Below are 23,376 nucleotides of genomic sequence, written 5' to 3'. Positions count from 1 at the left end.
GCAGAAGCTCGTCCAGGCGCCTGTGGGCGCCTTTTTATTGCCTGCGCACTGTTGGGCCAGCAGGCGTTAAAGCTTGGCTGTCGGCGGGCAAAAAAAAGCCCCGTCAGATGACGGGGCTTGCAGAACGTTTATGCTTGTCGATTAAGCGGATTTTTTCGCTTTTTTCTCAGCTTTCACCGGAGCTGCTTCGGCTTTCGCGGCTGCTTCGCCTTCGACGAACTCGCGACCGTAGTAGGTATCCAGCAGGATCTGTTTCAGCTCGGAGATCAGCGGGTAGCGCGGGTTAGCGCCGGTGCACTGGTCATCGAATGCATCTTCAGACAGCTTATCAACGTGGGCCAGGAAGTCAGCTTCCTGAACGCCAGCTTCGCGGATAGATTTCGGAATACCCAGCTCAGCTTTCACGCTTTCCAGCCATGCCAGCAGCTTCTCGATTTTCGCTGCGGTACGGTCGCCCGGTGCGGAGAGACCCAGGTGATCGGCGATTTCAGCGTAGCGACGACGAGCCTGCGGACGGTCGTACTGGCTGAACGCGGTCTGCTTGGTCGGGTTGTCATTCGCGTTGTAGCGGATAACGTTGCAGATCAGCAGGGCGTTGGCCAGACCGTGCGGAATATGGAACTGGGAACCCAGTTTGTGCGCCATGGAGTGACACACGCCGAGGAAGGCGTTAGCAAACGCGATACCGGCGATGGTGGCGGCACTGTGTACGCGCTCGCGGGCAACCGGGTTCTTGGAACCTTCGTGGTAGGAAGCCGGCAGGTACTCTTTCAGCAGTTTCAGCGCCTGCAGAGCCTGGCCGTCAGAGAACTCAGAAGCCAGCACGGAAACGTAAGCTTCCAGGGCGTGGGTCACGGCATCCAGACCACCGAACGCACACAGCGATTTCGGCATATCCATCACCAGGTTGGCATCGACGATGGCCATATCCGGGGTCAGCGCGTAGTCCGCCAGCGGATATTTCTGACCTGTCGCATCATCGGTCACAACGGCGAACGGCGTAACTTCAGAACCGGTACCGGAGGTGGTAGTGATCGCCACCATCTTGGCTTTAACGCCCATTTTCGGGAACTTGTAGATACGTTTACGGATGTCCATAAAGCGCAGCGCCAGTTCTTCGAAGTGGGTTTCCGGATGTTCGTACATGACCCACATGATTTTTGCCGCATCCATCGGGGAACCGCCGCCCAGCGCGATGATCACGTCTGGTTTAAAGGAGTTCGCCAGGTCGGCGCCTTTACGTACGATGGTCAGCGTCGGGTCAGCTTCAACTTCGAAGAAGACTTCAGTTTCAACACCCGCTGCTTTCAGTACGGAGGTGATCTGATCGGCATAGCCGTTGTTGAACAGGAAGCGGTCAGTCACGATCAGCGCGCGTTTGTGACCATCAGTAATCACTTCATCCAGTGCGATAGGCAGGGAGCCACGACGGAAGTAGATAGATTTCGGAAGTTTGTGCCACAACATGTTTTCAGCTCGCTTAGCAACGGTTTTCTTGTTGATCAGGTGTTTCGGACCAACGTTTTCAGAGATGGAGTTACCACCCCAGGAACCACAACCCAGAGTCAGGGAAGGAGCGAGTTTGAAGTTGTACAGGTCACCGATACCACCCTGAGAAGCCGGGGTGTTGATCAGGATACGCGCCGTTTTCATCATCTGGCCGAAGTAAGCCACGCGAGCCGGCTGGTTATCTTGGTCGGTGTACAGGCAAGAGGTATGACCGATACCGCCCATGGCGACCAGTTTTTCAGCTTTGGTCACGGCGTCTTCGAAATCTTTCGCACGGTACATCGCCAGCGTCGGAGACAGTTTTTCGTGAGCAAACGGCTCGCTTTCGTCAACGTCGGTGACTTCGCCAATCAGAATTTTAGTCGTGGCCGGTACGGTGAAGCCTGCCAGTTCAGCGATTTTCGCCGCAGGCTGACCAACGATAGCGGCGTTCAGCGCGCCATTTTTCAGGATAATGTCCTGAACGGCTTTCAGCTCTTTACCCTGCAGCAGGTAGCCGCCGTGGCTGGCGAAACGTTCGCGAACCGCGTCATAAACGGAATCAACCACCACAACGGACTGCTCAGAAGCACAGATAACGCCGTTATCGAAGGTTTTAGACATCAGAACGGAAGCAACGGCGCGTTTGATGTCAGCCGTTTCATCAATCACCACCGGGGTGTTACCGGCACCTACGCCGATAGCAGGTTTACCGGAGCTGTATGCTGCTTTCACCATGCCTGGACCACCGGTCGCAAGGATCAGGTTGATGTCCGGGTGGTGCATCAGGGCGTTAGACAGCTCAACAGACGGCTGATCGATCCAGCCAATCAGGTCTTTCGGCGCGCCGGCAGCGATGGCAGCCTGCAGGACGATGTCAGCCGCTTTGTTGGTGGCTTCTTTAGCACGCGGGTGCGGAGAGAAAATGATGGCGTTACGCGTCTTCAGGCTGATGAGCGATTTGAAGATGGCTGTTGAAGTCGGGTTAGTGGTCGGTACGATACCGCAGATGATGCCGATAGGTTCAGCGATAGTGATGGTACCAAAGGTGTCGTCTTCTGACAGGACGCCACAGGTTTTTTCGTCTTTATAAGCGTTGTAAATGTATTCGGAAGCGAAGTGGTTTTTGATCACTTTGTCTTCAACGATGCCCATGCCGGATTCGGCAACGGCCATTTTGGCGAGAGGGATTCGAGCATCTGCAGCGGCCAGCGCGGCGGCGCGGAAGATTTTGTCGACTTGTTCTTGAGTGAAACTGGCATATTCACGCTGGGCTTTCTTGACACGCTCAACAAGCGCGTTCAGTTCAGCGATATTAGTAACAGCCATAATGCTCTCCTGATAATGTTAAACTTTTTTAGTAAATCAGTCGCTCGATTCGACATTATAGACAGGCTGTAAACAGCTTGCATGTAAATGTTTATGTAGGAAAATCAGGACGCTGTTTTACCGATTTACTAAAAAAGCTTTCTCTTTTTAACTTTCAGGTACTGCTGCCTTCCACTCTGTTGGTGTCATCAAGATTACTCACTTCTGAGTACAAATTACGTGATTTAGATCAAGTATTGGCACTGCTGATACCTTTCAGCTGGCTGCTTTTTGACCGGTTCGATCAAGTGTAATGGGAGGGTTTTGAAATTAAAAAAACGATTAGCATTAAAACTACAAATAGCTAACATTCGATACATATCACCGGGTTATGCATATTTATAATGAATATTGCATGCAAAAAGCGTATGTTTCGCGCAGTTATTTTATGCTGTTAACAGTCAACCGCCAATTTTGATGATGCTGCGGAGCCCATTGTGACTCAATCACTGTTCGATTTTTCTGCATATTTCAAGTTTTTCATCGGCTTATTTGCCCTGGTTAACCCGGTGGGCATTATTCCGGTGTTCATTAGTATGACCAGCTACCAGCCGGCAGCAGTGCGCAATAAGACCAACCTGACCGCCAACCTGTCGGTGGCGATCATCCTCCTGACGTCACTGTTTCTCGGCGATGGCATTCTGCAGATTTTTGGTATCTCCATTGATTCCTTCCGTATCGCCGGCGGCATCCTGGTGGTGACCATCGCGATGTCGATGATCAGCGGTAAGCTCGGCGAAGATAAGCAGAACAAGCAGGAGAAGTCGGAGACGGCGGTTAGGGAGAGCATCGGCGTCGTTCCTCTCGCGCTACCGTTAATGGCCGGACCGGGGGCAATCAGTTCCACTATCGTGTGGGGTACGCGGTATCACTCCTGGGTGCATCTCGTCGGTTTTTCACTGGCGATTGCGGTCTTTGCCCTCTGCTGCTGGGGAATTTTCCGCATGGCGCCATGGCTGGTGCGTCTGCTGGGGCAGACAGGGATTAACGTTATCACCCGTATTATGGGCCTGCTGCTGATGGCTCTCGGCATTGAGTTTATTGTGACGGGGATTAAAGCGCTCTTCCCGGGGCTGCTGAGTTAGTTCGTTGCCACGCAGGCGGGGAGGCTCCCTTCACGCCTGCGCGATTATTAGCAAAACCTATTAACCAGCGTGGAACCGGCGGTAGGAATACGATTTTGCGATATCGCTATTAATTTCATGTTTTTCATTAAGATATGAAATATTTCTCTTAACATTCTCCTCACGTCTCTCCCTCCTGTGATGTTATTTTCTTCACATCATTCTCTGGCGCTTGCTGTCGGATCATCGAAATGATATTAGTAATTTTAACAAGGCTGCAGATGAATGTGCTAAAAAGTAATCTATTGTTAAATTTTTGTACAAAAAATCATCTCGCGGTCGCTGCGCAGTATGATGACTGATGGAAATTTAGTAACTATATGATCGATAAAAACATTTTTCTGTCGGCATATTGTGGCAACCGCTAGTGACGCTGGCAAAGCCGGCAATAAAAGAGAATCCGGTAACATATTTGCAAATTGCATTGGCGGAGGTGTTTACCTTTTGGTACTTTCCGCCGTTATCGTCTGCTGAATTATGCGTGTAAATGAGAATCATTTTTAATCGTCTCGTTGCGCCTGAACTGCCCTCCAGCGAGGGGGAACGAATCGACGTTAAGACTGCCGTTCGAGCGGTCGTAATAAATAAGTCGGTGATAGCAATCTGCCAATCGCAAACACTCCTGCGTTGGACAGATCCCGAAAACGGGAAAAAAAACAGGCTGGTTAAAAAACCAGTAATTATAATGACTGGAGTTACAACACAATGACCATCATCACTAAAAAACGTTTGATCGCCGCAGGAGTGCTATCCGCGCTCATGGCTGGCAATATGGCTATGGCAGCGGATGTCCCGGCCGGTGTGCAGCTTTCGGATAAGCAAACGCTGGTGCGAAATAGCGGCGCCGAGCCGCAATCGCTGGACCCGAATAAAATTGAAGGGGTGCCCGAGGCGAATATTAGCCGCGACCTGTTCGAAGGCTTGCTGAATACCTCGCCGAAAGATGGCCACCCGATCCCTGGTGTGGCAGAGAGCTGGGATAATAAAGATTTCAAAGTCTGGACCTTCCATCTGCGTAAAGATGCGAAATGGTCTAACGGCGAGCCGGTTACCGCCCAGGATTTCGTTTATAGCTGGCAGCGTCTGGTAGACCCGAAAACAGCGTCTCCTTATGCCAGCTACCCGCAGTATGGTCATATCCTCAACGTTGATGAAATCATTGACGGCAAGAAAGCCCCAGGCGAGCTGGGCGTAAAAGCCATTGACGACCATACGCTGGAAGTCACCCTCAGTGAGCCGGTCCCCTATTTTTACAAACTGCTGGTTAACCCGGCGATGTCTCCTGTCTATAAACCAGCGATTGAAAAGTTTGGCGAGAAGTGGACGCAGCCTGGCAATATCGTCACCAACGGCGCCTACACCCTGAAAGACTGGGTGGTCAACGAACGTATCGTGATGGAGCGCAACCCGCATTACTGGGATAATGCCAAAACCGTTATCAACACCGTCACCTGGCTGCCGACCTCTTCTGAAGTGACCTATGTTAACCGTTATCGTAGCGGTGAACTGGATATGACCTATAACCAGCTGCCGATCGAGCTCTTCCAGAAACTGAAAAAAGAGATCCCGAACGAGCTGCACGTTGACCCGTATCTGTGTACTTATTACTACGAAATTAACAACCAGAAAGCGCCGTTCACCGACGTGCGCGTGCGTACCGCGCTGAAGCTGGGTCTGGATCGCGATATCATTGCCAATAAGGTGAAAGGACAGGGCGATCTGCCGGCCTACGGCTACACCCCGCCGTATACCGATGGCGCGAAGCTGACCGAGCCGGAATGGTTTACCTGGTCGCAGGAAAAACGGAATGAAGAAGCGAAAAAACTGCTGGCCGAAGCCGGCTATAGCGCCGATAAACCGTTGACCTTCAACCTGCTGTATAACACCTCTGATTTGCACAAGAAGCTGGCGATTGCCGCTGCCTCGCTGTGGCGTAAAAACCTGGGCATTGACGTGAAGCTGGTCAACCAGGAGTGGAAGACGTTCCTCGATACCCGTCATCAGGGCACCTATGACGTGGCGCGTGCGGGCTGGTGCGCTGACTATAACGAGCCAACCTCTTTCCTGAACACCATGCTTTCTGACAGCTCAATGAACACTGCGCACTATAAGAGCCCGGCGTTCGACAAAATTATGGCTGAATCCGTAAAAGCATCCGATGAAGCACAGCGCACGGCGGCCTATGCGAAAGCAGAGCAGCAGCTGGATAAAGACAGCGCGATCGTACCGGTCTATTACTATGTTAACGCCCGCCTGGTGAAACCGTGGGTCGGTGGCTACACCGGTAAAGACCCGATGGATAACGTCTATACAAAAGACCTTTACGTTATCAAACATTAATGGCAATACGTGGAGCGGGCCTGTGCTCGCTCCATCGTGTCTTATTTGAGAGCAGTGCAAAGGCACACGCCAGAAGGTACGGGCAATGTTAAAATTTATCTTACGTCGCTGTCTGGAAGCGATTCCGACGCTATTTATTCTTATCACCATCTCATTCTTCATGATGCGTTTGGCTCCGGGAAGTCCTTTTACCGGGGAACGCACGCTACCGCCGGAAGTCATGGCGAATATTGAAGCAAAATACCATTTAAACGACCCCATCATGACGCAGTACTTCAATTACCTGAAGCAGCTGGCGCATGGCGATTTTGGTCCCTCCTTTAAATACAAAGATTATTCGGTCAACGATCTGGTGGCGGCCAGCTTCCCGGTTTCCGCGAAACTGGGCTTCGCCGCCTTTTTGCTGGCGGTTGTGATCGGTGTCGCTGCGGGCGTTATTGCCGCTTTGAAGCAGAATACCCGCTGGGACTATGCGGTGATGGGGGTAGCCATGACCGGCGTGGTTATTCCGAGCTTTGTGGTGGCGCCTCTGTTGGTGATGATCTTTGCCATTACCCTGCACTGGTTGCCGGGCGGAGGCTGGAACGGCGGGGCGCTGAAATTTATGATCCTGCCGATGGTGGCGCTTTCCCTGGCCTATATCGCCAGTATCGCGCGTATTACCCGCGGCTCAATGATTGAAGTGCTGCACTCTAACTTTATCCGCACCGCGCGGGCGAAGGGGCTGCCGATGCGCCGCATTATTTTGCGTCATGCGCTGAAGCCGGCGCTGCTGCCGGTGCTCTCCTATATGGGGCCGGCTTTCGTGGGCATCATTACGGGCTCAATGGTCATTGAAACCATTTACGGCCTGCCGGGGATTGGCCAGCTGTTCGTTAACGGGGCGCTTAACCGCGACTACTCGCTGGTGCTCAGCCTGACGATCCTGGTTGGCGCCCTGACTATCCTGTTCAACGCCATCGTTGACGTGCTGTACGCCGTTATCGATCCGAAGATTCGCTACTGAAGCCGGAGTTCGCCATGATGTTAAGTAAGAAAAATAGCGAGGCGCTGGAAAACTTCAGTGAGAAGCTGGAAGTGGAGGGGCGTAGCCTCTGGCAGGATGCGCGTCGCCGCTTTATGCACAACCGCGCCGCGGTCACCAGCCTGATTATGCTGGTGCTTATTGCGCTGTTCGTGACCTTCGCGCCGATGGTGTCGTCATTCTCCTATTTCGACACCGACTGGGGCATGATGTCTAACGCCCCGGACATGGCCTCTGGCCACTACTTCGGGACCGACTCCTCCGGTCGCGATCTGCTGGTGCGCGTGGCGATCGGCGGGCGTATTTCGCTGATGGTCGGGGTGGCGGCGGCGCTGGTGGCGGTGATCCTCGGCACGCTGTACGGTTCGCTTTCCGGTTATCTCGGCGGCAAAGTGGATTCGGTGATGATGCGTCTGCTGGAGATCCTCAACTCCTTCCCGTTTATGTTCTTCGTTATCCTGCTGGTGACCTTTTTTGGCCAGAATATCCTGTTGATTTTTGTCGCTATCGGCATGGTCTCCTGGCTGGATATGGCGCGTATCGTACGCGGACAGACCTTGAGCCTGAAGCGCAAAGAGTTTATTGAGGCGGCGCAGGTCGGCGGGGTCTCCACAGCGAGCATCGTGCTGCGCCATATCGTTCCTAATGTGCTGGGCGTGGTGGTGGTGTACGCCTCGCTGCTGGTCCCCAGCATGATCCTCTTTGAATCCTTCCTCAGCTTCCTGGGGTTGGGGACGCAGGAGCCGCTCAGCAGCTGGGGGGCATTGCTCAGCGATGGCGCCAACTCAATGGAAGTCTCGCCCTGGCTGCTGCTGTTCCCGGCGGGTTTCCTGGTGGTGACCCTGTTCTGTTTCAACTTTATCGGCGATGGTCTGCGTGATGCCCTCGACCCGAAAGACCGCTAAGGAGCGCTGCCATGACCATGATTGAAACGGCAAAAGCGCCGCAAGCGCAGAGCCACAGCGGCCTGCTGCTGGACGTGAAAGATCTTCGCGTCACCTTTAATACGCCGGATGGCGATGTCACCGCCGTCAATGATCTGAACTTCACCCTGCAGGCGGGGGAGACGCTCGGTATTGTCGGGGAGTCCGGCTCCGGTAAATCGCAGACCGCCTTCGCCCTGATGGGACTGCTGGCGGCCAACGGCCGAATCGGGGGTTCCGCCACCTTTAACGGTCGGCAAATCCTCAATTTGCCCGAGCGTGAGCTGAACAAACTGCGCGCCGAGCAAATTTCGATGATTTTCCAGGATCCGATGACCTCTCTGAACCCGTATATGCGGGTGGGCGAGCAGTTAATGGAAGTCCTGATGCTGCATAAAGGGCTGAGCAAAGCCGAAGCGTTTGAAGAATCGGTGAAGATGCTCGACGCGGTAAAAATGCCGGAAGCGCGCAAGCGCATGAAAATGTTCCCACACGAGTTCTCCGGCGGGATGCGCCAGCGCGTGATGATTGCCATGGCGCTGCTCTGCCGGCCCCGGCTGCTGATTGCCGATGAGCCGACCACCGCCCTGGACGTCACCGTGCAGGCGCAGATCATGACGTTACTGAATGAGCTGAAACGCGAATTTAATACGGCCATCATTATGATCACCCATGACCTCGGAGTGGTGGCGGGGATCTGCGATAAAGTGCTGGTGATGTACGCGGGCCGCACCATGGAGTATGGTCAGGCGCGCGATGTCTTCTATCAGCCGTCTCACCCTTACTCTATTGGGCTGTTGAATGCGGTTCCTCGTCTGGATGCCGAAGGCGATGCGTTGTTGACCATTCCGGGCAACCCGCCAAACCTGCTGCGTTTGCCGAAGGGCTGCCCATTCCAGCCGCGCTGTCCGCACGCAATGGAACAGTGCAGCAGCGCGCCGCCGCTGGAGTCGTTCGCGCCAGGCCGCCTGCGCGCCTGCTTTAAACCGGTGGGGGAGCTGCTATGAACGCCGTAACTGAACAACGAAAAGTCCTGCTCGAAATTGCCGACCTGAAGGTGCATTTCGATATTAAAGATGGCAAACAGTGGTTCTGGCAGCCGTCGAAAACGCTGAAAGCCGTAGATGGCGTGACGCTGCGTCTCTATGAAGGTGAGACCCTCGGCGTAGTGGGGGAGTCCGGCTGCGGTAAATCGACTTTCGCCCGTGCCATCATTGGTCTGGTGAAGGCTACCGATGGCAAAGTGGCCTGGCTGGGTAAAGATCTGCTGGGCATGAAGCAGGAAGAGTGGCGCGACGTGCGCAGCGATATCCAGATGATCTTCCAGGATCCGCTGGCCTCGCTGAACCCGCGTATGACCATCGGAGAAATCATCGCTGAGCCGTTGCGTACCTATCATCCGAAGATGCCGCGTCAGGAAGTGCGCGATCGCGTGAAGGCGATGATGATGAAAGTCGGGCTGCTGCCTAACCTGATCAACCGCTATCCGCACGAGTTCTCTGGCGGTCAGTGTCAGCGCATCGGCATTGCGCGAGCGCTGATCCTCGAGCCGAAGCTGATTATCTGCGATGAGCCGGTGTCCGCGCTTGACGTGTCCATCCAGGCTCAGGTGGTCAACTTGCTGCAGCAGCTGCAGCGTGAAATGGGACTGTCGCTGATATTTATCGCCCACGATCTGGCGGTGGTTAAGCACATCTCCGATCGCGTACTGGTGATGTATCTGGGCCATGCGGTGGAGCTGGGAACCTACGATGAGGTGTACCATAATCCGCTACACCCCTATACCAAAGCGCTGATGTCGGCGGTGCCGATCCCCGATCCGGACCTCGAAAAAACGAAAACCATCCAGCTGCTGGAGGGCGAATTACCCTCGCCGATTAATCCGCCGTCGGGCTGTGTCTTCCGCACCCGCTGTCCGCTCGCCGGACCGGAGTGCGCCAAAACCCGCCCGGTGCTGGAGGGCAGTTTCCGCCATGCGGTTTCCTGCCTTAAGGTAGACCCGTTATAATCTCAGGGGCTGACGCAGGTCAGCCCTTTTTTTTGCGAGGTTAACGAAGTGGGTATGCTTTCTGCCGCTCGCCTGCGGCTTTATCATTTGCTTTTCGATCAAAACCGACGTTCCGGCCGCCGCTTCGAAGGGCTGTGCGGACTTTTCGCCTTGCTCAGCGTGGTGGTGATATTTGTCGAATCGGGGCTGGGCACGCAATATCATCTGACATTAGATGAATGGCATTTATTCGTCTGGCTGGAGCTGATGGTGACCGCGGTCTTTACCCTGGAGTATCTGCTGCGTATTGCGACATGGCCCAATCCGCTCCACTACATTTTCAGCTTCTGGGGGTTTATTGACTTAGCGACCATCCTGCCGCTATACGTGATGTGGCTGTGGCCGGAAATTAGCCTCAATTATGTCTTTGCCTGGCGGGCAATGCGGGCGATCCGCGCGTTGCGTATTCTCAAACTGTTGCGCTTTATGCCTTCGCTTAATGTGTTCTGGCGGGCGATTGTCAGCGCGCGCCATCAGCTGATCCTGTTCTATTCGTTTATCGCCATTGTGATGGTGATTTTCGGCTCGTTAATGTACCTGATAGAAGGGCCAGAGTATGGTTTTACCACGCTCAACGCTTCGGTCTATTGGGCCATTGTGACCATCACCACCGTCGGCTACGGGGATATTACGCCGCACACGCCGCTGGGCCGCATCCTGGCCTCCATTCTCATCCTGATCGGCTACTCCATTATTGCCATTCCGACCGGGCTTATCACCACCCATATGACCAGCGCCCTGAACCGGCGGCGCCAGCAGCGGGTATGCCCGCAGTGCCAGCAGGGCGACCATGACGATAACGCCCGGTTTTGCCACGCCTGCGGTCATGTCTTACCGAAGTAAACTCTCGGCATAAAAAAAGCCTGCCGGGTGGAACGCGGCAGGCTTTTCACTGGCGGGTCAGCGTTATTCACGCCACAGAATATGACACAGCTTGTGATCTTTCTCGCGGCACAGCAGCACGCGGGCGAAGATATCATTGATTTCCCCGCCGTCGGTATCCGCCAGGCCAATCACCACTTCGGCGAAGAAATCCGGGTTCAGATCGTAATCCACATGCTCTTCCCAGTCTGCGGATGGGTCGAACAGCTCGGCGCCGCCGCGCTCCTCAAACTGCAGGTTAAACAGAATGATGTCCGCCGGGTCGAGGTTATCGGCCGCCAGTTCGAGGAAGATGTCGTATGCCTGCTCAAGCGTTTCGTCTTCGGTCAGGCGGTTGTTTAAATCCATATCCATGATTGCTACTCATTCGGTATCTGATGGGCACGTTTTACAGCAACGGGCTGAAGAAGTAAAACAGTCGCTCGGCGATCCGCTGCCACAGCGGACGTTTTAACCAGAGACGGGCGTCCAGCAGGCGCGAGCGCGAGATATAGTCATCCTGAACCGCCGCCAGATCGCTGCCGAAGCCGGCGTCATCGATGACCAGCGTGATTTCAAAATTGAGCCACAGGCTGCGCATATCCAGATTCACGGTTCCCACCAGGCTCAGTTCGCCATCGACCAGCACGCTCTTGGTATGCAACAGGCCGCCTTCAAACTGGTAAATCTTCACCCCTGCCGCCAGCAGCTCGGTGAAAAAGGCCCGGCTGGCCCAGCCCACCAGCAGCGAATCGTTCTTGCGCGGTAAAATAATACTCACATCCACGCCGCGCTGGGCGGCGGTACAGATCGCGTGCAGCAGGTCGTCGCTGGGTACGAAGTAGGGCGTGGTCATGATCAAATGCTCTTTCGCCGCGTAGGCGGCGGTGAGCAGCGCCTGATGGATCAGATCTTCCGGAAAGCCCGGACCGGAGGCGATCGTGTGAATGGTATGCCCACTGGCCTCTTCAAACGGCATGATATTCACGTCCGGCGGCGGTGGCAGAATACGCTTTCCGGTCTCGATCTCCCAGTCACAGGAGTAGACGATGCCCATCGAGGTCGCCACCGGGCCTTCCATGCGCGCCATCAGATCAATCCACTGCCCGACCCCCGAGTCCTGCTTAAAGTAGCGGGGATCGACCAGATTCATGCTGCCGGTGTAGGCGATATAGTTATCGATCATCACCATTTTACGATGTTGGCGCAGGTCCATCCGGCGCAGAAACACACGCATCAGATTGACCTTGAGAGCCTCGACCACTTCAATGCCGGCGTTACGCATCATCGCCGCCCATGGGCTACGGAAAAAGGCCACACTGCCCGCGGAGTCGAGCATTAACCGGCAGTGAACCCCGCGACGGGCGGCGGCCATTAGCGATTCGGCGACGCTGTCGGCCATACCGCCTGGCTGCCAGATATAGAAGACCATCTCTATGTTATGGCGAGCCAGTTGAATATCGCGGATCAGGGCCTGCATGACGTCGTCAGATTCCGTCAGCAGCTGCAGCTGGTTGCCTTTTACGCCGCCAATGCCCTGGCGCCGTTCGCAAAGCTTGAACAGGGACTCGGCCACCGGGCTGTTATCTTCGGCAAAGATATGTTTGCAGGCTTTGAGGTCGTTTAACCATTTGGCCGTGGAAGGCCACATCGCCCTCGCGCGTTCTGCCCGCCGCTTGCCAAGATGCAGCTCGCCAAAGGAGAGATAGGCGATGATCCCCACCAGCGGCAGGATATAAATGATCAATAACCATGCCATGGCGGACGGCACAGCGCGGCGTTTCATTAGAATTCGTAATGTTACACCGGCGATCAACAGCCAGTACCCCAGAATGACCAGCCAGTTCACCACCGTGTAAAAGGTTGTCATAGATGTAAAATCCTTTTGAATGACGTTATGTGATGAGTTTACGCATCAGTATTTTTCTGGCAAATAAAAACGCAGCGAAAGCGGTGGTCAGTCGCCGGCAGAGGTTTATAATGGGGGCTGTTTTCACTCGTAGAGTCGTTGCAATGAAGCGTAGTAGAACGGAAGTAGGGCGCTGGCGCATGCTGAGACAGGTGAATCGCCGTAAAGCGCGCTGGCTGGAAGCCCAATCACGCCGCAATATGCGGATCCTCGCTATCAGGAAGGGACTGGTGAAACGGCAGCGTCATGCTCTGCTGTTTATCTTCCCCGACTGTTAAACGAGCAGAACAACGGCACCGAACGCGGTGCCGTTGTCGTTTTCCCGCTCTGCGCGGCATTCCCTTTTAACATCGCCAGATCGCCTATTGAAATATCTATGCGATGCCTGTCAGGGTATGACGGGGATTATCGACAGAACGCCTTTTTCCGCAACAGGTATTCACCGCCGTGTGGAAGTCCGGACAGGGCGTGGGGTCGTCGATCGTTTTTCAATGTCATGCTCACTATCAGGATACCCACCCTGAATAAAACGCACCGCTTTTGCGGGCGGTAATTTATTTGGCATAGGCTTCCGTGGATAACGTGATAGTCACGTTATCACTCACCGCCGGAACATATTTATCAAGCTTGAAGTCTGAACGTTTTATTACCCCTGTGGCATCAAAACCAATGGCCTGTTTTTTCACCATCGGATGCATATCCTGTTTATTCAGAGTGGCATGCAATACAACCGGTTTGGTGATGCCCTTAATGGTCAGGTTACCTTCAACATCATATTTATTGTCGCCTTTACTTTCCACCCGGGTGCTCTGAAAAGTGGCCTCAGGATACGTGTTGACATCGAAGTACTCTTTGCCTAAAAACTCATCCGTTAACGCTTTGACGTGAGTGTCAATGGTTTTGACTGGCAGCGTGACGTGCACAGAGGATTTCTCCGGGTTGTCTTTGTCGAAAGACAGTTTCCCTGAAACATCAGAGATATACGCTGTAGGGTTAGAGAAGCCAAAATGGTTCCAGGCAATAACAACGGAAGTATGCTGCGGATCCAGGCTATATTCTGTCGCTGCGGCTTGTGACACAGGAATATATAAGGCAAGCAGAGAAAGCAATGCGGTTTTTTTCAGGGTATTCACACAAAAATCCTCATAAGCGTCAGGTACATAAATGGTAGCCCAAAAAAATGCGGCACTTATTGAAAACATTTGTTATTCCCGTTCAAATTTTTTAATCAACCAAAAATCACCCTACAATTACTCTGCGTGAAGTTTACCCAGCGAAATTAATCGACTTTAAAAAATGATCATCTGCAACGTAAATCTGGTTGCGTAGTTTTTAGACGTTCATTCCATATTGATATGTGCCTGTGTCAGCGCACTCCGTTTATTTTCAGACGCTTTCAAGCCACCGCGTTTCTGAATGCAGTAAGATGGCGATATGGGGTCCCATACCTGCGGAACGGGATATGCATGCTTATTTATTCCAGGCCTTTATATCTGTTGGTCAGCATCTATCTCTCTTTAACGATCTTCTTTCAACTGTATTTTGGATTTACCGGGCGACGTCAGGATGTGCTGGCTTGTAAAGCAAGCGCTAAATCCAATGCAAGACCTCTGTTGCAGACTGATTCAATACATTAGCAATTCAAAATCATGCCCGGCGTCGACGTTTGGTCAGCATTTTCTATGGCCGCAAAAGGCGAGGTGAGGGTCGATGATGTCGTCGAAGGAGAAGGGATGTGCTCATCTTCCAGGCGTCTCAGGCGGATAACAGACAACGCTTGCGTGCGGTTAAAAAGGGCGACATTTTAATGTGATGTAGCAAAATGCGCCCTTTCATCTGATGGCCTGGTGCGTTGTTGCCGTTAACCAGAAAAAGAAAAGGGTATTTTCAAAATACCTTCTTATATGGTTTAACAGAGACCTGGCGGTAGACGCCGGCGGCAATATACGGATCGTCATTAGCCCAGGCCTGAGCCGCTTCCAGCGATTCAAACTCAGCGATCACCGTTGAGCCGCTGAATCCGGCTGCGCCCGGTTCGTTGCTGTCAACGGCCGGCATTGGCCCGGCGGTAAGCAGCCGACCTTCATCATGTAAAAGTTGTAGACGCGCAAGATGCGCGGGGCGAACCGAGAGCCGCTTTTCCAGAGAATCGGCGATATCTTCAGCGTAGATAACGTAAAGCACGGCAAAGCTCCTTATCATTAAACAGGCGGATTACGTTAAGTTAAACGACGATGGACTGCAATGCAAAGATGCGCCCCGGCGTCGAATGCCCCGCTGCCGCGGCTTTTTTCCGCAAATGGTGGCAAAAATTGACTCAGGTTAAGACGGCTTATTGAATATGATTGCTATTTGCATTTAAAATCGGAGCATCATTTTTCAACAGAAACGACTATGAGCGCAATGACCCTTGATTTACCTCGCCGCTTCCCGTGGCCAACGCTGTTATCCGTGGCTATCCACGGTGCCGTTGTGGCGGGGCTGCTTTATACCTCGGTACATCAGGTTATTGAACAGCCTTCCCCGACGCAGCCGATAGAGATCACGATGGTGGCGCCGGCCGATCTTGAGCCGCCCCCGGCGGCGCAACCCGTCGTGCAGCCCGTTGTTGAACCTGAACCGGAGCCGGAACCTGAGGTGGTCCCGGAGCCGCCGAAAGAGGCGCCGGTGGTGATCCATAAACCAGAACCTAAGCCGAAGCCCAAACCTAAACCGAAGCCCAGGCCGGAGAAAAAGGTTGAGCAGCCGAAGCGGGACGTCAAACCGGCCGCGGAGCCGCGTCCGGCTTCACCGTTTGAAAACAACAATACGACGCTAGCGCGCACCGCGCCGAGCACCTCCACCGCAGCGGCCAAACCCACCGTCACTGCCCCGAGCGGCCCGCGGGCGATCAGCCGCGTTCAGCCGACCTATCCGGCGCGCGCTCAGGCGCTGCGCATTGAAGGAACGGTGCGGGTGAAGTTTGACGTCACGCCTGATGGCCGAATTGATAATCTGCAGATCCTCTCCGCCCAGCCGGCGAATATGTTTGAGCGCGAGGTGAAAAGCGCGATGCGCAGATGGCGTTACGAGCAGGCAAAACCGGGAACCGGCGTGACGATGACCATTAAATTCCGTCTCAACGGCGTCGAGATTAACTGATAATGCAGGGCGGCGGACCGGGGAGGTCCGCCGTAAACCTTGTCTAACGCGTTTTTTCCATCAAGACATCGTCCAGCGCCTGCTGGACCGTCACCAGGTGCTGGCCACCGAACAATATCGCCCGGTTCAGCAGGGTATAAAGCTGGTAGATCGGCTGACGCTCGAGAAAACCAGCCGGCAGCGGTGAGACGGACTGATAGCCGTCATAGATCTGCGGAGGTTGTTCCGGGTGCATCGGCAGCATAGCTAAATCACATTCGCGATCGCCCCAGTAGCAGGCCGGGTCGAAGATGTAGGGGCCATCCGGCCCTAAGGCGCAGTTGCCGGACCACAGGTCCCCGTGTAGCAGCGAAGGTTGCGGCTGATGGTTGGCCAGCCGCTGCTGTACCACATCGACTAAGGTATCGATATCGCCAAAGTGCAACCCTTTCTCCGCCGCCAGCTCCAGCTGCCAGCCGATACGTTGCTCAGCGAAAAACACCGACCAGCGACGTTGCCAGGCGTTGGGCTGCGGCGTGGTGGAAAGATCGTTATCAAAATCCAGACCGAACTGCGGCTGATCGCTCCACTGATGCAGGTGGGCTAACTGCTGGCCAAGCAGGAAAGCGTTATGCGCATCCAGCGGACGGGGAGGGAGGTATTCCATGACCACGAAGCTGTAGTCGCGATCGCTGCCGACGGCAAAGACCTGCGGTACGCGAACGGTTTTGCTTCGCGACAGCAGCTCCAGCTGATCGGCCTCGGCGGTGAAGATAGGCAGGAGTTCCCGTTCGTCGCATTTCACGAAGTAATCTTTGCCGCCGAAACGCAAATGCCAGGCGGAATGGATCTCTCCGCCGGGCAGCTCGGTTTTCAGTTCGATTTCAGCGTCTTCGGTATGCCAATCGCGTAAAAGAGTACTGATTGCTTGCCACATGCTGTCTCTCCCCATGTTTTCCACCATATCATAAGGTTAGCGCATTACTACCGGGTAAACCTGGAACTGACGCACAACTGACGCTTTACGTTGCGCTAAACGCACTTATTGAGCTTTTAACCATTCAGCGAATGTGCTGACGGCGATCTCCGCCGGGCGGCCAAGGGCCGCTTCCGCCAGTCCGGCGCTAAGGGCCTTCACTTCCTCGGCTGCCTGGGCGCTCAGCAGGCCAAAGGTATTGGTGCCCAGCTCATGGGGAGTGCCCTCTTCATCATTGAGCGTCAGTACAAACCCTGCCCGGGTAAAATGGTTGCTGACCTCATTGATCTCCGTTAGCGCCTGTTCGTGGAAGTTCACGCTGACGACCCAGGCGGTAATATCATTGCTCATTTCTACACCCCGTTGTTATGCATGGCCTTTCCAGCATAGACCATCCTGCAAATATCGTGGTTCCCCTCCGCCAGCGGGGAGGGGCAGGGGAGATCAACACCCGCAGAGATAATCGTAGATTTTTTGCGTATTGGCCTGCGAGCAGAGGCGGGTGCCCTGGTTGATGGTCGCGGCGCTACCGGCGGCGACGCCAAAGCGTACCATGTCTTCGAGGCTGGCGTTCTCCGCCAGACGTAAGGTCATGGCGCCCACCATGCTGTCGCCTGCGCCGACGGTGCTCTGGCTTTTCATTGGCGGCGGCACCACCTGAACACTGCCGCTGGCGTCAACCCCCAACGCCCCCTGCGGACCAAGGGAGACCACCACCCGGCGAACTTTACCGGACTGGATCAACGATTGAGCGGCAAGGCGAACGTCATCGGGCTGGCTCAGATCGCGCTGCACGAGGGCGCTGAGCTCTTTCTGGTTTGGCTTCACTAATTCAATATTGCCGACGTCCAGCGCGGCGGCCAGCGCGTCGCCGGAGCTGTCGATAATGCAGCGCAGGCCCTGCTGTTGCGCATGCTTAACCAGCTGCATCAGATTTTCGACGCTGATTCCTGGCGGCAGACTGCCGCTGATCACCAGCAGAGAGCCGGGATCGATGGTCAGGACTTTCTCTTCCAGACGGCGGAATTCATCGTCTGTCAGCGCGGCGCCGGGCATCACAAAGCGATACTGTTCGCCGCTGGCGGCTACGTGAACGTGCAGGTTCTGTCGCGTCCAGTCGCGGGTTTCGACGGTCTCGACCGGCACCTGCTCATCGGCCAGCAGGGCGGCAAGGTGCTCGCCGGTGGCGCCGCCAATAGGGAAAATGGCGGTGGCTTTCCCGCCGAGAAAGGTCACGGCGCGGGCGACGTTGATCCCGCCGCCGCCGGGTTCAAATACCGGCGCGCTGCAGCGGAGTTTCCCTTCCGGGTAGATCTGTGGGGTCTGGGTGGCGCTATCCAGCGAGGGGGCCAGCGTGAGCGTATAAATTTTGGTCATTCCTTCTCCTCCTTAATACGGCGACTGTACTTTATTTAAGCATGGCACGATGATCCAGGGAGGGAAAGTGCTGTCCCTGAGAGATTTGCAAAGAAGCCTGTATTTTCATTATGAAATAAAGATTGTTTCCGGAGCTGTCTTATTCAAAAAACGAAAGAGTAAGTGATTGCTATGTTATTCGTGCTTTTTTATAATTTGCTACCTTTCTTAGGACCTGCACTCCGCGATCCTCGCGAAAGTTTCCGGGACCCACAGGTCTCTTTTATGTTGTACGGACGCTAAATTCAATGAGCCGGCAAAGTGACGCCTGTTCATCATTTGTACTGTCCTAAAAAATGTATTTTAGAGAGTTATAATGAAGCTTTTAAAGACAGTACCCGCAGCGGTCATGCTGGCGGGGGGGCTTTTTGCGTCTGTTGGCGCAATGGCCGATGATTCTGTATTTACCGTCATGGATGACCCTTCCGCTGCCAAAAAACCGTTCGAAGGAGTGGTCAACGCAGGTTACCTGGCGCAGTCCGGCAACACCAAGAACTCCTCAATGACGGCCGATTCCACCCTGACCTGGTATGGCAATACCACCGCCTGGTCGCTGTGGGGCAACGCCAGCAACACCTCGTCCAACGATGAGCGCTCCTCAGAGAAATATGCTGTCGGTGGCCGTAGCCGCTATAACCTGACCGATATGAACTACGTCTTTGGGCAGGGCAGTTGGCTAACCGACCGCTACAACGGCTATCAGCAGCGCGATGTTCTGACGGCGGGCTATGGTCGTCAAATCCTCAACGGACCGGTGCATAGCCTGCGGTTTGAATTTGGTCCTGGCGTCCGCTATGACGAATACACCGACGGGGATACCGACACTCAGCCGCTGGGTTACGCCTCCGGAACCTGGGCCTGGCAGATGACCGACAACGCCAAATTTACTCAAGGGGTATCGGTGTTTGGCGCCGAGGACACCACGGTCAACTCAGAGAGCGCGTTAAACGTGGCGATTAACGCCCACTTTGCGCTGAAAGTGGCGTACAACGTCACCTGGAACTCGGAGCCGCCTGCGTCTGCGCCGGAGCATACCGATCGCCGGACCTCGCTCTCCCTCGGGTATAAGATGTAATATTTTCAGGCCGGGTTTCCCGGCCTGATCGTTTTAGATTTAGCAATAAGTGACATTATTTTTTCTGGCAATTCGTTTTAGTTTTTATAAAAAGAAACGGGCCTCCATCTTTTCTCCATTATTCTCCGTTTGCTGACAAATATTCATTCTATTTGACACGAAAAGCTAAATATTCGACGGACAAATATGTGATCTGGATCTATACTAAGAGTCACTGACCGAATGGCGACATTGTTCGGTCCGTCTTCCGTAATAAGAGAATAAACATCATGAAAAACAGCCAATTTACCATCGCAGCCCTGGCGCTGTGCGTGCTTTCCTTTGGCGCATCAGCCGCCACGCCAGTTCCGCCGTCGGGTAACCAGGACCATACGCAGGTAGGTATCGCCAAAGCAACCGACGTTGAGGCCGGTTCGAATATTGCCCCCGGTTCCCATAGCACCGGACAATCCATGAGCGATGCCTTTAATGTGCATACGCTGGTAGCAGGCGAGTGGTCTTAATATCGCAGGCTACTGCTTCACGGGCAGACTATTAAGCCGGGTAGAGTGGTACCGGTTTAACGACCCGCGCTAAACATCACGCAGGCAATATCAAGGCGTCTCTTTTAGTTTGTCCGCATAATATCATCCGGCTTCGCTGGTGATTATTTTCGCGTCTTCCTGGCGGATATTCTGCTTTTATCCGCGCGGCTCTTGTTTTCTCCACATTCCGCCATCATTTATGCTATTACGGCTTTAATCACGTACCAATGATGTGTAAACTACTCCCCGGTGTTATCAGCAGGCGGCAGCAGGCGGGAACGATCGCTCCGGTCGTGCTCCTCTTTTCGCAGAGTGAAGCGGGAACTGCGCCTTAACCTCATGATAATTATGATTATATAGTTTTGTATGTGCTCTTTCGTGTGGGGCACCACTGCAAATAAGGACATAAAATGCCTGTAATTACGCTTCCTGATGGCAGCCAACGCCATTTTGATCACGCTGTCAGCCCGATGGACGTCGCGCTGGATATCGGCCCGGGCCTGGCGAAAGCCACCATCGCCGGGCGGGTAAACGGTGAACTGGTAGACGCCTGCGACCCGATTGAAACTGATTCCACCCTCTCTATTATCACGGCTAAAGATGAAGAAGGGCTGGAGATCATTCGTCACTCCTGCGCGCACCTGTTAGGTCATGCCATCAAGCAGCTGTGGCCCAACACCAAAATGGCTATCGGTCCGGTTGTTGATAATGGCTTCTACTATGACGTAGACCTCGACCATACCCTGACTCAGGAAGATATCGACGCGCTCGAAAAACGTATGCATGAGCTCGCCGAGAAAAACTACGATGTCATCAAGAAGAAAGTGAGCTGGCACGAAGCGCGTGAAACCTTCGTGAAGCGCGGCGAAAGCTATAAAGTTTCTATTCTTGACGAAAACATTGCCCATGATGACAAGCCTGGCCTGTATCATCATGAAGAATATATCGATATGTGCCGCGGTCCGCACGTGCCGAACATGCGCTTCTGCCATCACTTCAAGCTGATGAAAACCGCCGGTGCCTACTGGCGCGGCGACAGCAACAATAAAATGTTGCAGCGTATCTACGGCACCGCGTGGGCAGATAAAAAAGCGTTGAATGCTTATCTGCAGCGTCTGGAAGAGGCCGCCAAGCGCGACCACCGTAAAATCGGTAAGCAGCTCGACCTGTATCATATGCAGGAAGAGGCGCCTGGGATGGTGTTCTGGCACAACGACGGCTGGACTATCTTCCGTGAACTGGAAACCTTTGTCCGTTCGAAACTGAAAGAGTATCAGTACCAGGAAGTCAAAGGTCCGTTCATGATGGACCGTGTGCTGTGGGAAAAAACCGGCCACTGGGACAACTACAAAGATGCGATGTTCACCACCTCTTCTGAGAACCGTGAATACTGCATTAAGCCGATGAACTGCCCGGGCCACGTGCAGATCTTCAACCAGGGGCTGAAATCCTACCGCGATCTGCCGCTGCGTATGGCGGAGTTTGGTAGCTGCCACCGTAACGAACCATCAGGCGCGCTGCACGGTCTGATGCGCGTTCGCGGCTTTACCCAGGATGATGCGCATATCTTCTGTACTGAAGATCAGGTTCGCGATGAAGTGAACGCCTGTATTCGTATGGTTTATGATATGTACAGCACCTTTGGCTTCGAGAAGATCGTCGTCAAACTGTCGACTCGCCCGGAAAAACGTATCGGCAGCGACGAGACCTGGGATCGCGCGGAAGCGGATCTGGCGGTGGCGCTGGAAGAAAATAATATCCCATTTGAATATCAACTGGGTGAAGGGGCGTTCTACGGCCCGAAAATTGAATTTACCCTGTATGACTGCCTCGATCGTGCATGGCAGTGCGGTACGGTACAGCTGGACTTCTCTCTGCCGCAGCGTTTAAGCGCCTCCTATGTGGGCGAAAACAACGAGCGTCAGGTGCCGGTCATGATCCACCGTGCGATTCTCGGTTCTCTGGAGCGCTTCATTGGCATCCTGACCGAAGAGTTCGCTGGCTTCTTCCCAACCTGGATTGCACCAGTGCAGGTGGTGGTCATGAATATCACCGATTCTCAGGCTGAATACGTTAACGAATTGACGCGTAAACTACAAAATGCGGGCATTCGTGTAAAAGCAGACTTGAGAAATGAGAAGATTGGCTTTAAAATCCGCGAGCACACTTTACGTCGTGTCCCGTATATGTTGGTCTGTGGCGACAAAGAAGTCGAAGCCGGCAAAGTGGCCGTGCGCACCCGTCGCGGGAAAGACCTCGGCAGCATGGACGTAAATGAAGTGATCGAGAAGCTGCAACAAGAGATTCGCAGCCGCAGTCTTCAACAACTGGAGGAATAAGGTATTAAAGGCGGAAAACGAGTTCAAACGGCACGTCCGAATCGTATCAATGGCGAGATTCGCGCCCAGGAAGTTCGCTTAACAGGTCTGGAAGGTGAGCAGCTGGGTATTGTGAGTCTGAGAGAAGCTATCGAAAAGGCTGAAGAGGCTGGAGTAGATTTAGTTGAAATCAGCCCTAACGCCGAGCCGCCAGTTTGTCGTATCATGGACTACGGCAAGTTCCTTTATGAAAAGAGTAAGTCTTCTAAGGAACAGAAGAAGAAGCAGAAAGTTATCCAGGTTAAGGAAATTAAATTCCGCCCTGGTACTGATGAAGGTGACTATCAGGTAAAACTCCGCAGCCTGATTCGCTTTCTCGAAGATGGCGATAAGGCCAAAATCACGCTGCGTTTCCGCGGTCGTGAGATGGCCCACCAGCAGATCGGTATGGAAGTGCTTAACCGCGTGAAAGACGATCTGGTTGAACTGGCAGTAGTCGAATCCTTCCCAACGAAGATCGAAGGCCGCCAGATGATCATGGTGCTCGCTCCTAAGAAGAAACAGTAAGGCCATCAAGAAACATTTCCGGTGGGCTTCGGCTCACTGGTTTTGTTCGCCTTTGTTTCGTTTATTAACAATGCGAAGTGGAAGTTATTAAAATGCCAAAAATTAAGACCGTACGCGGTGCTGCTAAGCGCTTCAAAAAAACCGGTAAAGGTGGTTTTAAGCACAAGCACGCTAACCTGCGTCACATTCTGACTAAAAAAGCTACCAAGCGTAAACGTCACCTGCGTCCGAAAGCCATGGTTTCCAAAGGCGATCTGGGCCTGGTTATCGCGTGCCTGCCGTACGCATAAGTCGTT

The 23,376-nt window shown here is 53.8% G+C and carries 23 protein-coding genes; 15 read left to right on the top strand and 8 right to left on the bottom strand.

Annotation, left to right across the window (positions count from 1 at the left end; genetic code table 11):
* Positions 1 to 141: 141 nt before the first annotated feature.
* The gene (gene adhE, locus AC6CWS_RS19630; protein ID WP_023290125.1) at positions 142 to 2,817 is read right to left on the bottom strand and encodes a bifunctional acetaldehyde-CoA/alcohol dehydrogenase; all 2,676 of its coding nucleotides are present in this window, start codon (positions 2,815 to 2,817) and stop codon (positions 142 to 144) included.
* A gap of 77 nt (positions 2,818 to 2,894) precedes the next feature.
* On the opposite strand from adhE, the gene AC6CWS_RS19625 reads away from it, so the two are divergent.
* The 8 genes from AC6CWS_RS19625 to AC6CWS_RS19590 all read left to right on the top strand — a co-directional run bounded on the left by AC6CWS_RS19625 (position 2,895) and on the right by AC6CWS_RS19590 (position 11,157).
* Complete coding sequence (locus tag AC6CWS_RS19625; protein WP_032428896.1) at positions 2,895 to 3,110, top strand: hypothetical protein; 216 nt, start codon at positions 2,895 to 2,897, stop codon at positions 3,108 to 3,110.
* A gap of 183 nt (positions 3,111 to 3,293) precedes the next feature.
* Positions 3,294 to 3,941 (top strand): YchE family NAAT transporter, encoded by a 648-nt coding sequence (locus tag AC6CWS_RS19620; protein ID WP_002910095.1) that lies wholly within the window; start codon positions 3,294 to 3,296, stop codon positions 3,939 to 3,941.
* A gap of 744 nt (positions 3,942 to 4,685) precedes the next feature.
* Positions 4,686 to 6,320 carry an oligopeptide ABC transporter substrate-binding protein OppA gene (gene oppA, locus AC6CWS_RS19615; RefSeq protein ID WP_023290124.1) on the top strand — a complete coding sequence of 545 codons (1,635 nt, stop codon included), beginning with the start codon at positions 4,686 to 4,688 and terminating at the stop codon, positions 6,318 to 6,320.
* 85 nt (positions 6,321 to 6,405) lie between these two features.
* Positions 6,406 to 7,326 carry an oligopeptide ABC transporter permease OppB gene (oppB, locus tag AC6CWS_RS19610; RefSeq protein ID WP_002910089.1) on the top strand — a complete coding sequence of 307 codons (921 nt, stop codon included), beginning with the start codon at positions 6,406 to 6,408 and terminating at the stop codon, positions 7,324 to 7,326.
* A gap of 14 nt (positions 7,327 to 7,340) precedes the next feature.
* The gene (oppC, locus tag AC6CWS_RS19605) at positions 7,341 to 8,249 is read left to right on the top strand and encodes an oligopeptide ABC transporter permease OppC (protein WP_004145396.1); all 909 of its coding nucleotides are present in this window, start codon (positions 7,341 to 7,343) and stop codon (positions 8,247 to 8,249) included.
* 11 nt (positions 8,250 to 8,260) lie between these two features.
* Positions 8,261 to 9,274 (top strand): ABC transporter ATP-binding protein, encoded by a 1,014-nt coding sequence (locus AC6CWS_RS19600; RefSeq protein ID WP_065881282.1) that lies wholly within the window; start codon positions 8,261 to 8,263, stop codon positions 9,272 to 9,274.
* Positions 9,271 to 10,275, top strand: coding sequence for a murein tripeptide/oligopeptide ABC transporter ATP-binding protein OppF (gene oppF, locus AC6CWS_RS19595; RefSeq protein WP_002910083.1), 1,005 nt, complete (start codon positions 9,271 to 9,273; stop codon positions 10,273 to 10,275). Before AC6CWS_RS19600 ends, oppF begins: the two co-directional genes overlap by 4 nt.
* Before the next feature lie 54 nt (positions 10,276 to 10,329).
* Complete coding sequence (locus tag AC6CWS_RS19590) at positions 10,330 to 11,157, top strand: ion transporter (RefSeq protein WP_048297756.1); 828 nt, start codon at positions 10,330 to 10,332, stop codon at positions 11,155 to 11,157.
* 63 nt (positions 11,158 to 11,220) lie between these two features.
* Here AC6CWS_RS19590 and AC6CWS_RS19585 read toward each other — a convergent pair whose 3' ends face one another.
* On the bottom strand, positions 11,221 to 11,550 hold the full coding sequence (locus AC6CWS_RS19585) for an HI1450 family dsDNA-mimic protein (RefSeq protein ID WP_002910079.1): 330 nt from the start codon (positions 11,548 to 11,550) through the stop codon (positions 11,221 to 11,223).
* Positions 11,551 to 11,584: 34 nt separating this feature from the next.
* Entirely contained in the window at positions 11,585 to 13,045 is a 1,461-nt protein-coding gene (gene cls, locus AC6CWS_RS19580; RefSeq protein WP_023290121.1) for a cardiolipin synthase, read from the bottom strand.
* A gap of 143 nt (positions 13,046 to 13,188) precedes the next feature.
* On the opposite strand from cls, the gene AC6CWS_RS19575 reads away from it, so the two are divergent.
* A complete protein-coding gene (locus tag AC6CWS_RS19575) occupies positions 13,189 to 13,362 on the top strand; it encodes a YciY family protein (protein WP_023290120.1) in 174 nt (57 codons plus the stop codon).
* 276 nt (positions 13,363 to 13,638) lie between these two features.
* Here AC6CWS_RS19575 and AC6CWS_RS19570 read toward each other — a convergent pair whose 3' ends face one another.
* Both AC6CWS_RS19570 and AC6CWS_RS19565 read right to left on the bottom strand, forming a co-directional pair.
* Complete coding sequence (locus AC6CWS_RS19570) at positions 13,639 to 14,286, bottom strand: YceI family protein (RefSeq protein WP_074442545.1); 648 nt, start codon at positions 14,284 to 14,286, stop codon at positions 13,639 to 13,641.
* Positions 14,287 to 14,971: 685 nt separating this feature from the next.
* On the bottom strand, positions 14,972 to 15,268 hold the full coding sequence (locus AC6CWS_RS19565) for a YciI family protein (RefSeq protein ID WP_002910042.1): 297 nt from the start codon (positions 15,266 to 15,268) through the stop codon (positions 14,972 to 14,974).
* 210 nt (positions 15,269 to 15,478) lie between these two features.
* Here AC6CWS_RS19565 and tonB point away from each other — a divergent pair, with 210 nt between their 5' ends.
* A complete protein-coding gene (gene tonB / locus AC6CWS_RS19560) occupies positions 15,479 to 16,225 on the top strand; it encodes a TonB system transport protein TonB (RefSeq protein ID WP_065881287.1) in 747 nt (248 codons plus the stop codon).
* A 43-nt stretch (positions 16,226 to 16,268) separates the two neighbouring features.
* Here tonB and AC6CWS_RS19555 read toward each other — a convergent pair whose 3' ends face one another.
* The 3 genes from AC6CWS_RS19555 to pfkB form a co-directional block, all read right to left on the bottom strand.
* Positions 16,269 to 17,141, bottom strand: a complete 873-nt coding sequence (locus AC6CWS_RS19555) for a fructosamine kinase family protein (protein ID WP_023290117.1) — start codon at positions 17,139 to 17,141, stop codon at positions 16,269 to 16,271.
* Positions 17,142 to 17,246: 105 nt separating this feature from the next.
* Positions 17,247 to 17,531 (bottom strand): type V toxin-antitoxin system endoribonuclease antitoxin GhoS, encoded by a 285-nt coding sequence (gene ghoS, locus AC6CWS_RS19550; RefSeq protein WP_023290116.1) that lies wholly within the window; start codon positions 17,529 to 17,531, stop codon positions 17,247 to 17,249.
* A gap of 93 nt (positions 17,532 to 17,624) precedes the next feature.
* Positions 17,625 to 18,557 carry a 6-phosphofructokinase II gene (pfkB, locus tag AC6CWS_RS19545; RefSeq protein WP_065881289.1) on the bottom strand — a complete coding sequence of 311 codons (933 nt, stop codon included), beginning with the start codon at positions 18,555 to 18,557 and terminating at the stop codon, positions 17,625 to 17,627.
* A 355-nt stretch (positions 18,558 to 18,912) separates the two neighbouring features.
* Between pfkB and AC6CWS_RS19540 the strand changes: the two genes are divergently transcribed.
* The 5 genes from AC6CWS_RS19540 (at position 18,913) to rpmI (ending at position 23,370) form a co-directional block, all read left to right on the top strand.
* On the top strand, positions 18,913 to 19,671 hold the full coding sequence (locus AC6CWS_RS19540; protein WP_004203142.1) for a DUF481 domain-containing protein: 759 nt from the start codon (positions 18,913 to 18,915) through the stop codon (positions 19,669 to 19,671).
* A 269-nt stretch (positions 19,672 to 19,940) separates the two neighbouring features.
* A complete protein-coding gene (locus tag AC6CWS_RS19535) occupies positions 19,941 to 20,174 on the top strand; it encodes a YdgH/BhsA/McbA family protein (RefSeq protein ID WP_048297753.1) in 234 nt (77 codons plus the stop codon).
* Between the two features lie 431 nt (positions 20,175 to 20,605).
* Positions 20,606 to 22,534: a threonine--tRNA ligase gene (thrS, locus tag AC6CWS_RS19530; protein ID WP_017900777.1), complete on the top strand. Its 1,929-nt coding sequence runs from the start codon at positions 20,606 to 20,608 to the stop codon at positions 22,532 to 22,534.
* A 3-nt stretch (positions 22,535 to 22,537) separates the two neighbouring features.
* Positions 22,538 to 23,080, top strand: a complete 543-nt coding sequence (gene infC, locus AC6CWS_RS19525; RefSeq protein ID WP_004189469.1) for a translation initiation factor IF-3 — start codon at positions 22,538 to 22,540, stop codon at positions 23,078 to 23,080.
* A gap of 92 nt (positions 23,081 to 23,172) precedes the next feature.
* Complete coding sequence (gene rpmI / locus AC6CWS_RS19520) at positions 23,173 to 23,370, top strand: 50S ribosomal protein L35 (protein WP_001124225.1); 198 nt, start codon at positions 23,173 to 23,175, stop codon at positions 23,368 to 23,370.
* Positions 23,371 to 23,376 lie beyond the last annotated feature (6 nt).

Source organism: Klebsiella sp. M041 (assembly GCF_059759695.1).
Note: the sequence above shows the minus strand (reverse complement) of the source record. Positions and strands in the feature narration are given on the sequence as shown.

Bases quoted from the DNA above. Each gene is read 5' to 3' on its own strand.
- adhE (WP_023290125.1), bottom strand. From the start codon at position 2,817: ATGGCTGTTACTAATATCGCTGAACTGAACGCGCTTGTTGAGCGTGTC.
- oppA (WP_023290124.1), top strand. From the start codon at position 4,686: ATGACCATCATCACTAAAAAACGTTTGATCGCCGCAGGAGTGCTATCC.
- oppB (WP_002910089.1), top strand. From the start codon at position 6,406: ATGTTAAAATTTATCTTACGTCGCTGTCTGGAAGCGATTCCGACGCTA.
- oppC (WP_004145396.1), top strand. From the start codon at position 7,341: ATGATGTTAAGTAAGAAAAATAGCGAGGCGCTGGAAAACTTCAGTGAG.
- AC6CWS_RS19600 (WP_065881282.1), top strand. From the start codon at position 8,261: ATGACCATGATTGAAACGGCAAAAGCGCCGCAAGCGCAGAGCCACAGC.
- oppF (WP_002910083.1), top strand. From the start codon at position 9,271: ATGAACGCCGTAACTGAACAACGAAAAGTCCTGCTCGAAATTGCCGAC.
- AC6CWS_RS19590 (WP_048297756.1), top strand. From the start codon at position 10,330: ATGCTTTCTGCCGCTCGCCTGCGGCTTTATCATTTGCTTTTCGATCAA.
- AC6CWS_RS19585 (WP_002910079.1), bottom strand. From the start codon at position 11,550: ATGGATATGGATTTAAACAACCGCCTGACCGAAGACGAAACGCTTGAG.
- cls (WP_023290121.1), bottom strand. From the start codon at position 13,045: ATGACAACCTTTTACACGGTGGTGAACTGGCTGGTCATTCTGGGGTAC.
- AC6CWS_RS19575 (WP_023290120.1), top strand. From the start codon at position 13,189: ATGAAGCGTAGTAGAACGGAAGTAGGGCGCTGGCGCATGCTGAGACAG.
- AC6CWS_RS19570 (WP_074442545.1), bottom strand. From the start codon at position 14,286: ATGTTTTCAATAAGTGCCGCATTTTTTTGGGCTACCATTTATGTACCT.
- tonB (WP_065881287.1), top strand. From the start codon at position 15,479: ATGAGCGCAATGACCCTTGATTTACCTCGCCGCTTCCCGTGGCCAACG.
- AC6CWS_RS19555 (WP_023290117.1), bottom strand. From the start codon at position 17,141: ATGTGGCAAGCAATCAGTACTCTTTTACGCGATTGGCATACCGAAGAC.
- ghoS (WP_023290116.1), bottom strand. From the start codon at position 17,531: ATGAGCAATGATATTACCGCCTGGGTCGTCAGCGTGAACTTCCACGAA.
- pfkB (WP_065881289.1), bottom strand. From the start codon at position 18,557: ATGACCAAAATTTATACGCTCACGCTGGCCCCCTCGCTGGATAGCGCC.
- AC6CWS_RS19540 (WP_004203142.1), top strand. From the start codon at position 18,913: ATGAAGCTTTTAAAGACAGTACCCGCAGCGGTCATGCTGGCGGGGGGG.
- AC6CWS_RS19535 (WP_048297753.1), top strand. From the start codon at position 19,941: ATGAAAAACAGCCAATTTACCATCGCAGCCCTGGCGCTGTGCGTGCTT.
- thrS (WP_017900777.1), top strand. From the start codon at position 20,606: ATGCCTGTAATTACGCTTCCTGATGGCAGCCAACGCCATTTTGATCAC.
- rpmI (WP_001124225.1), top strand. From the start codon at position 23,173: ATGCCAAAAATTAAGACCGTACGCGGTGCTGCTAAGCGCTTCAAAAAA.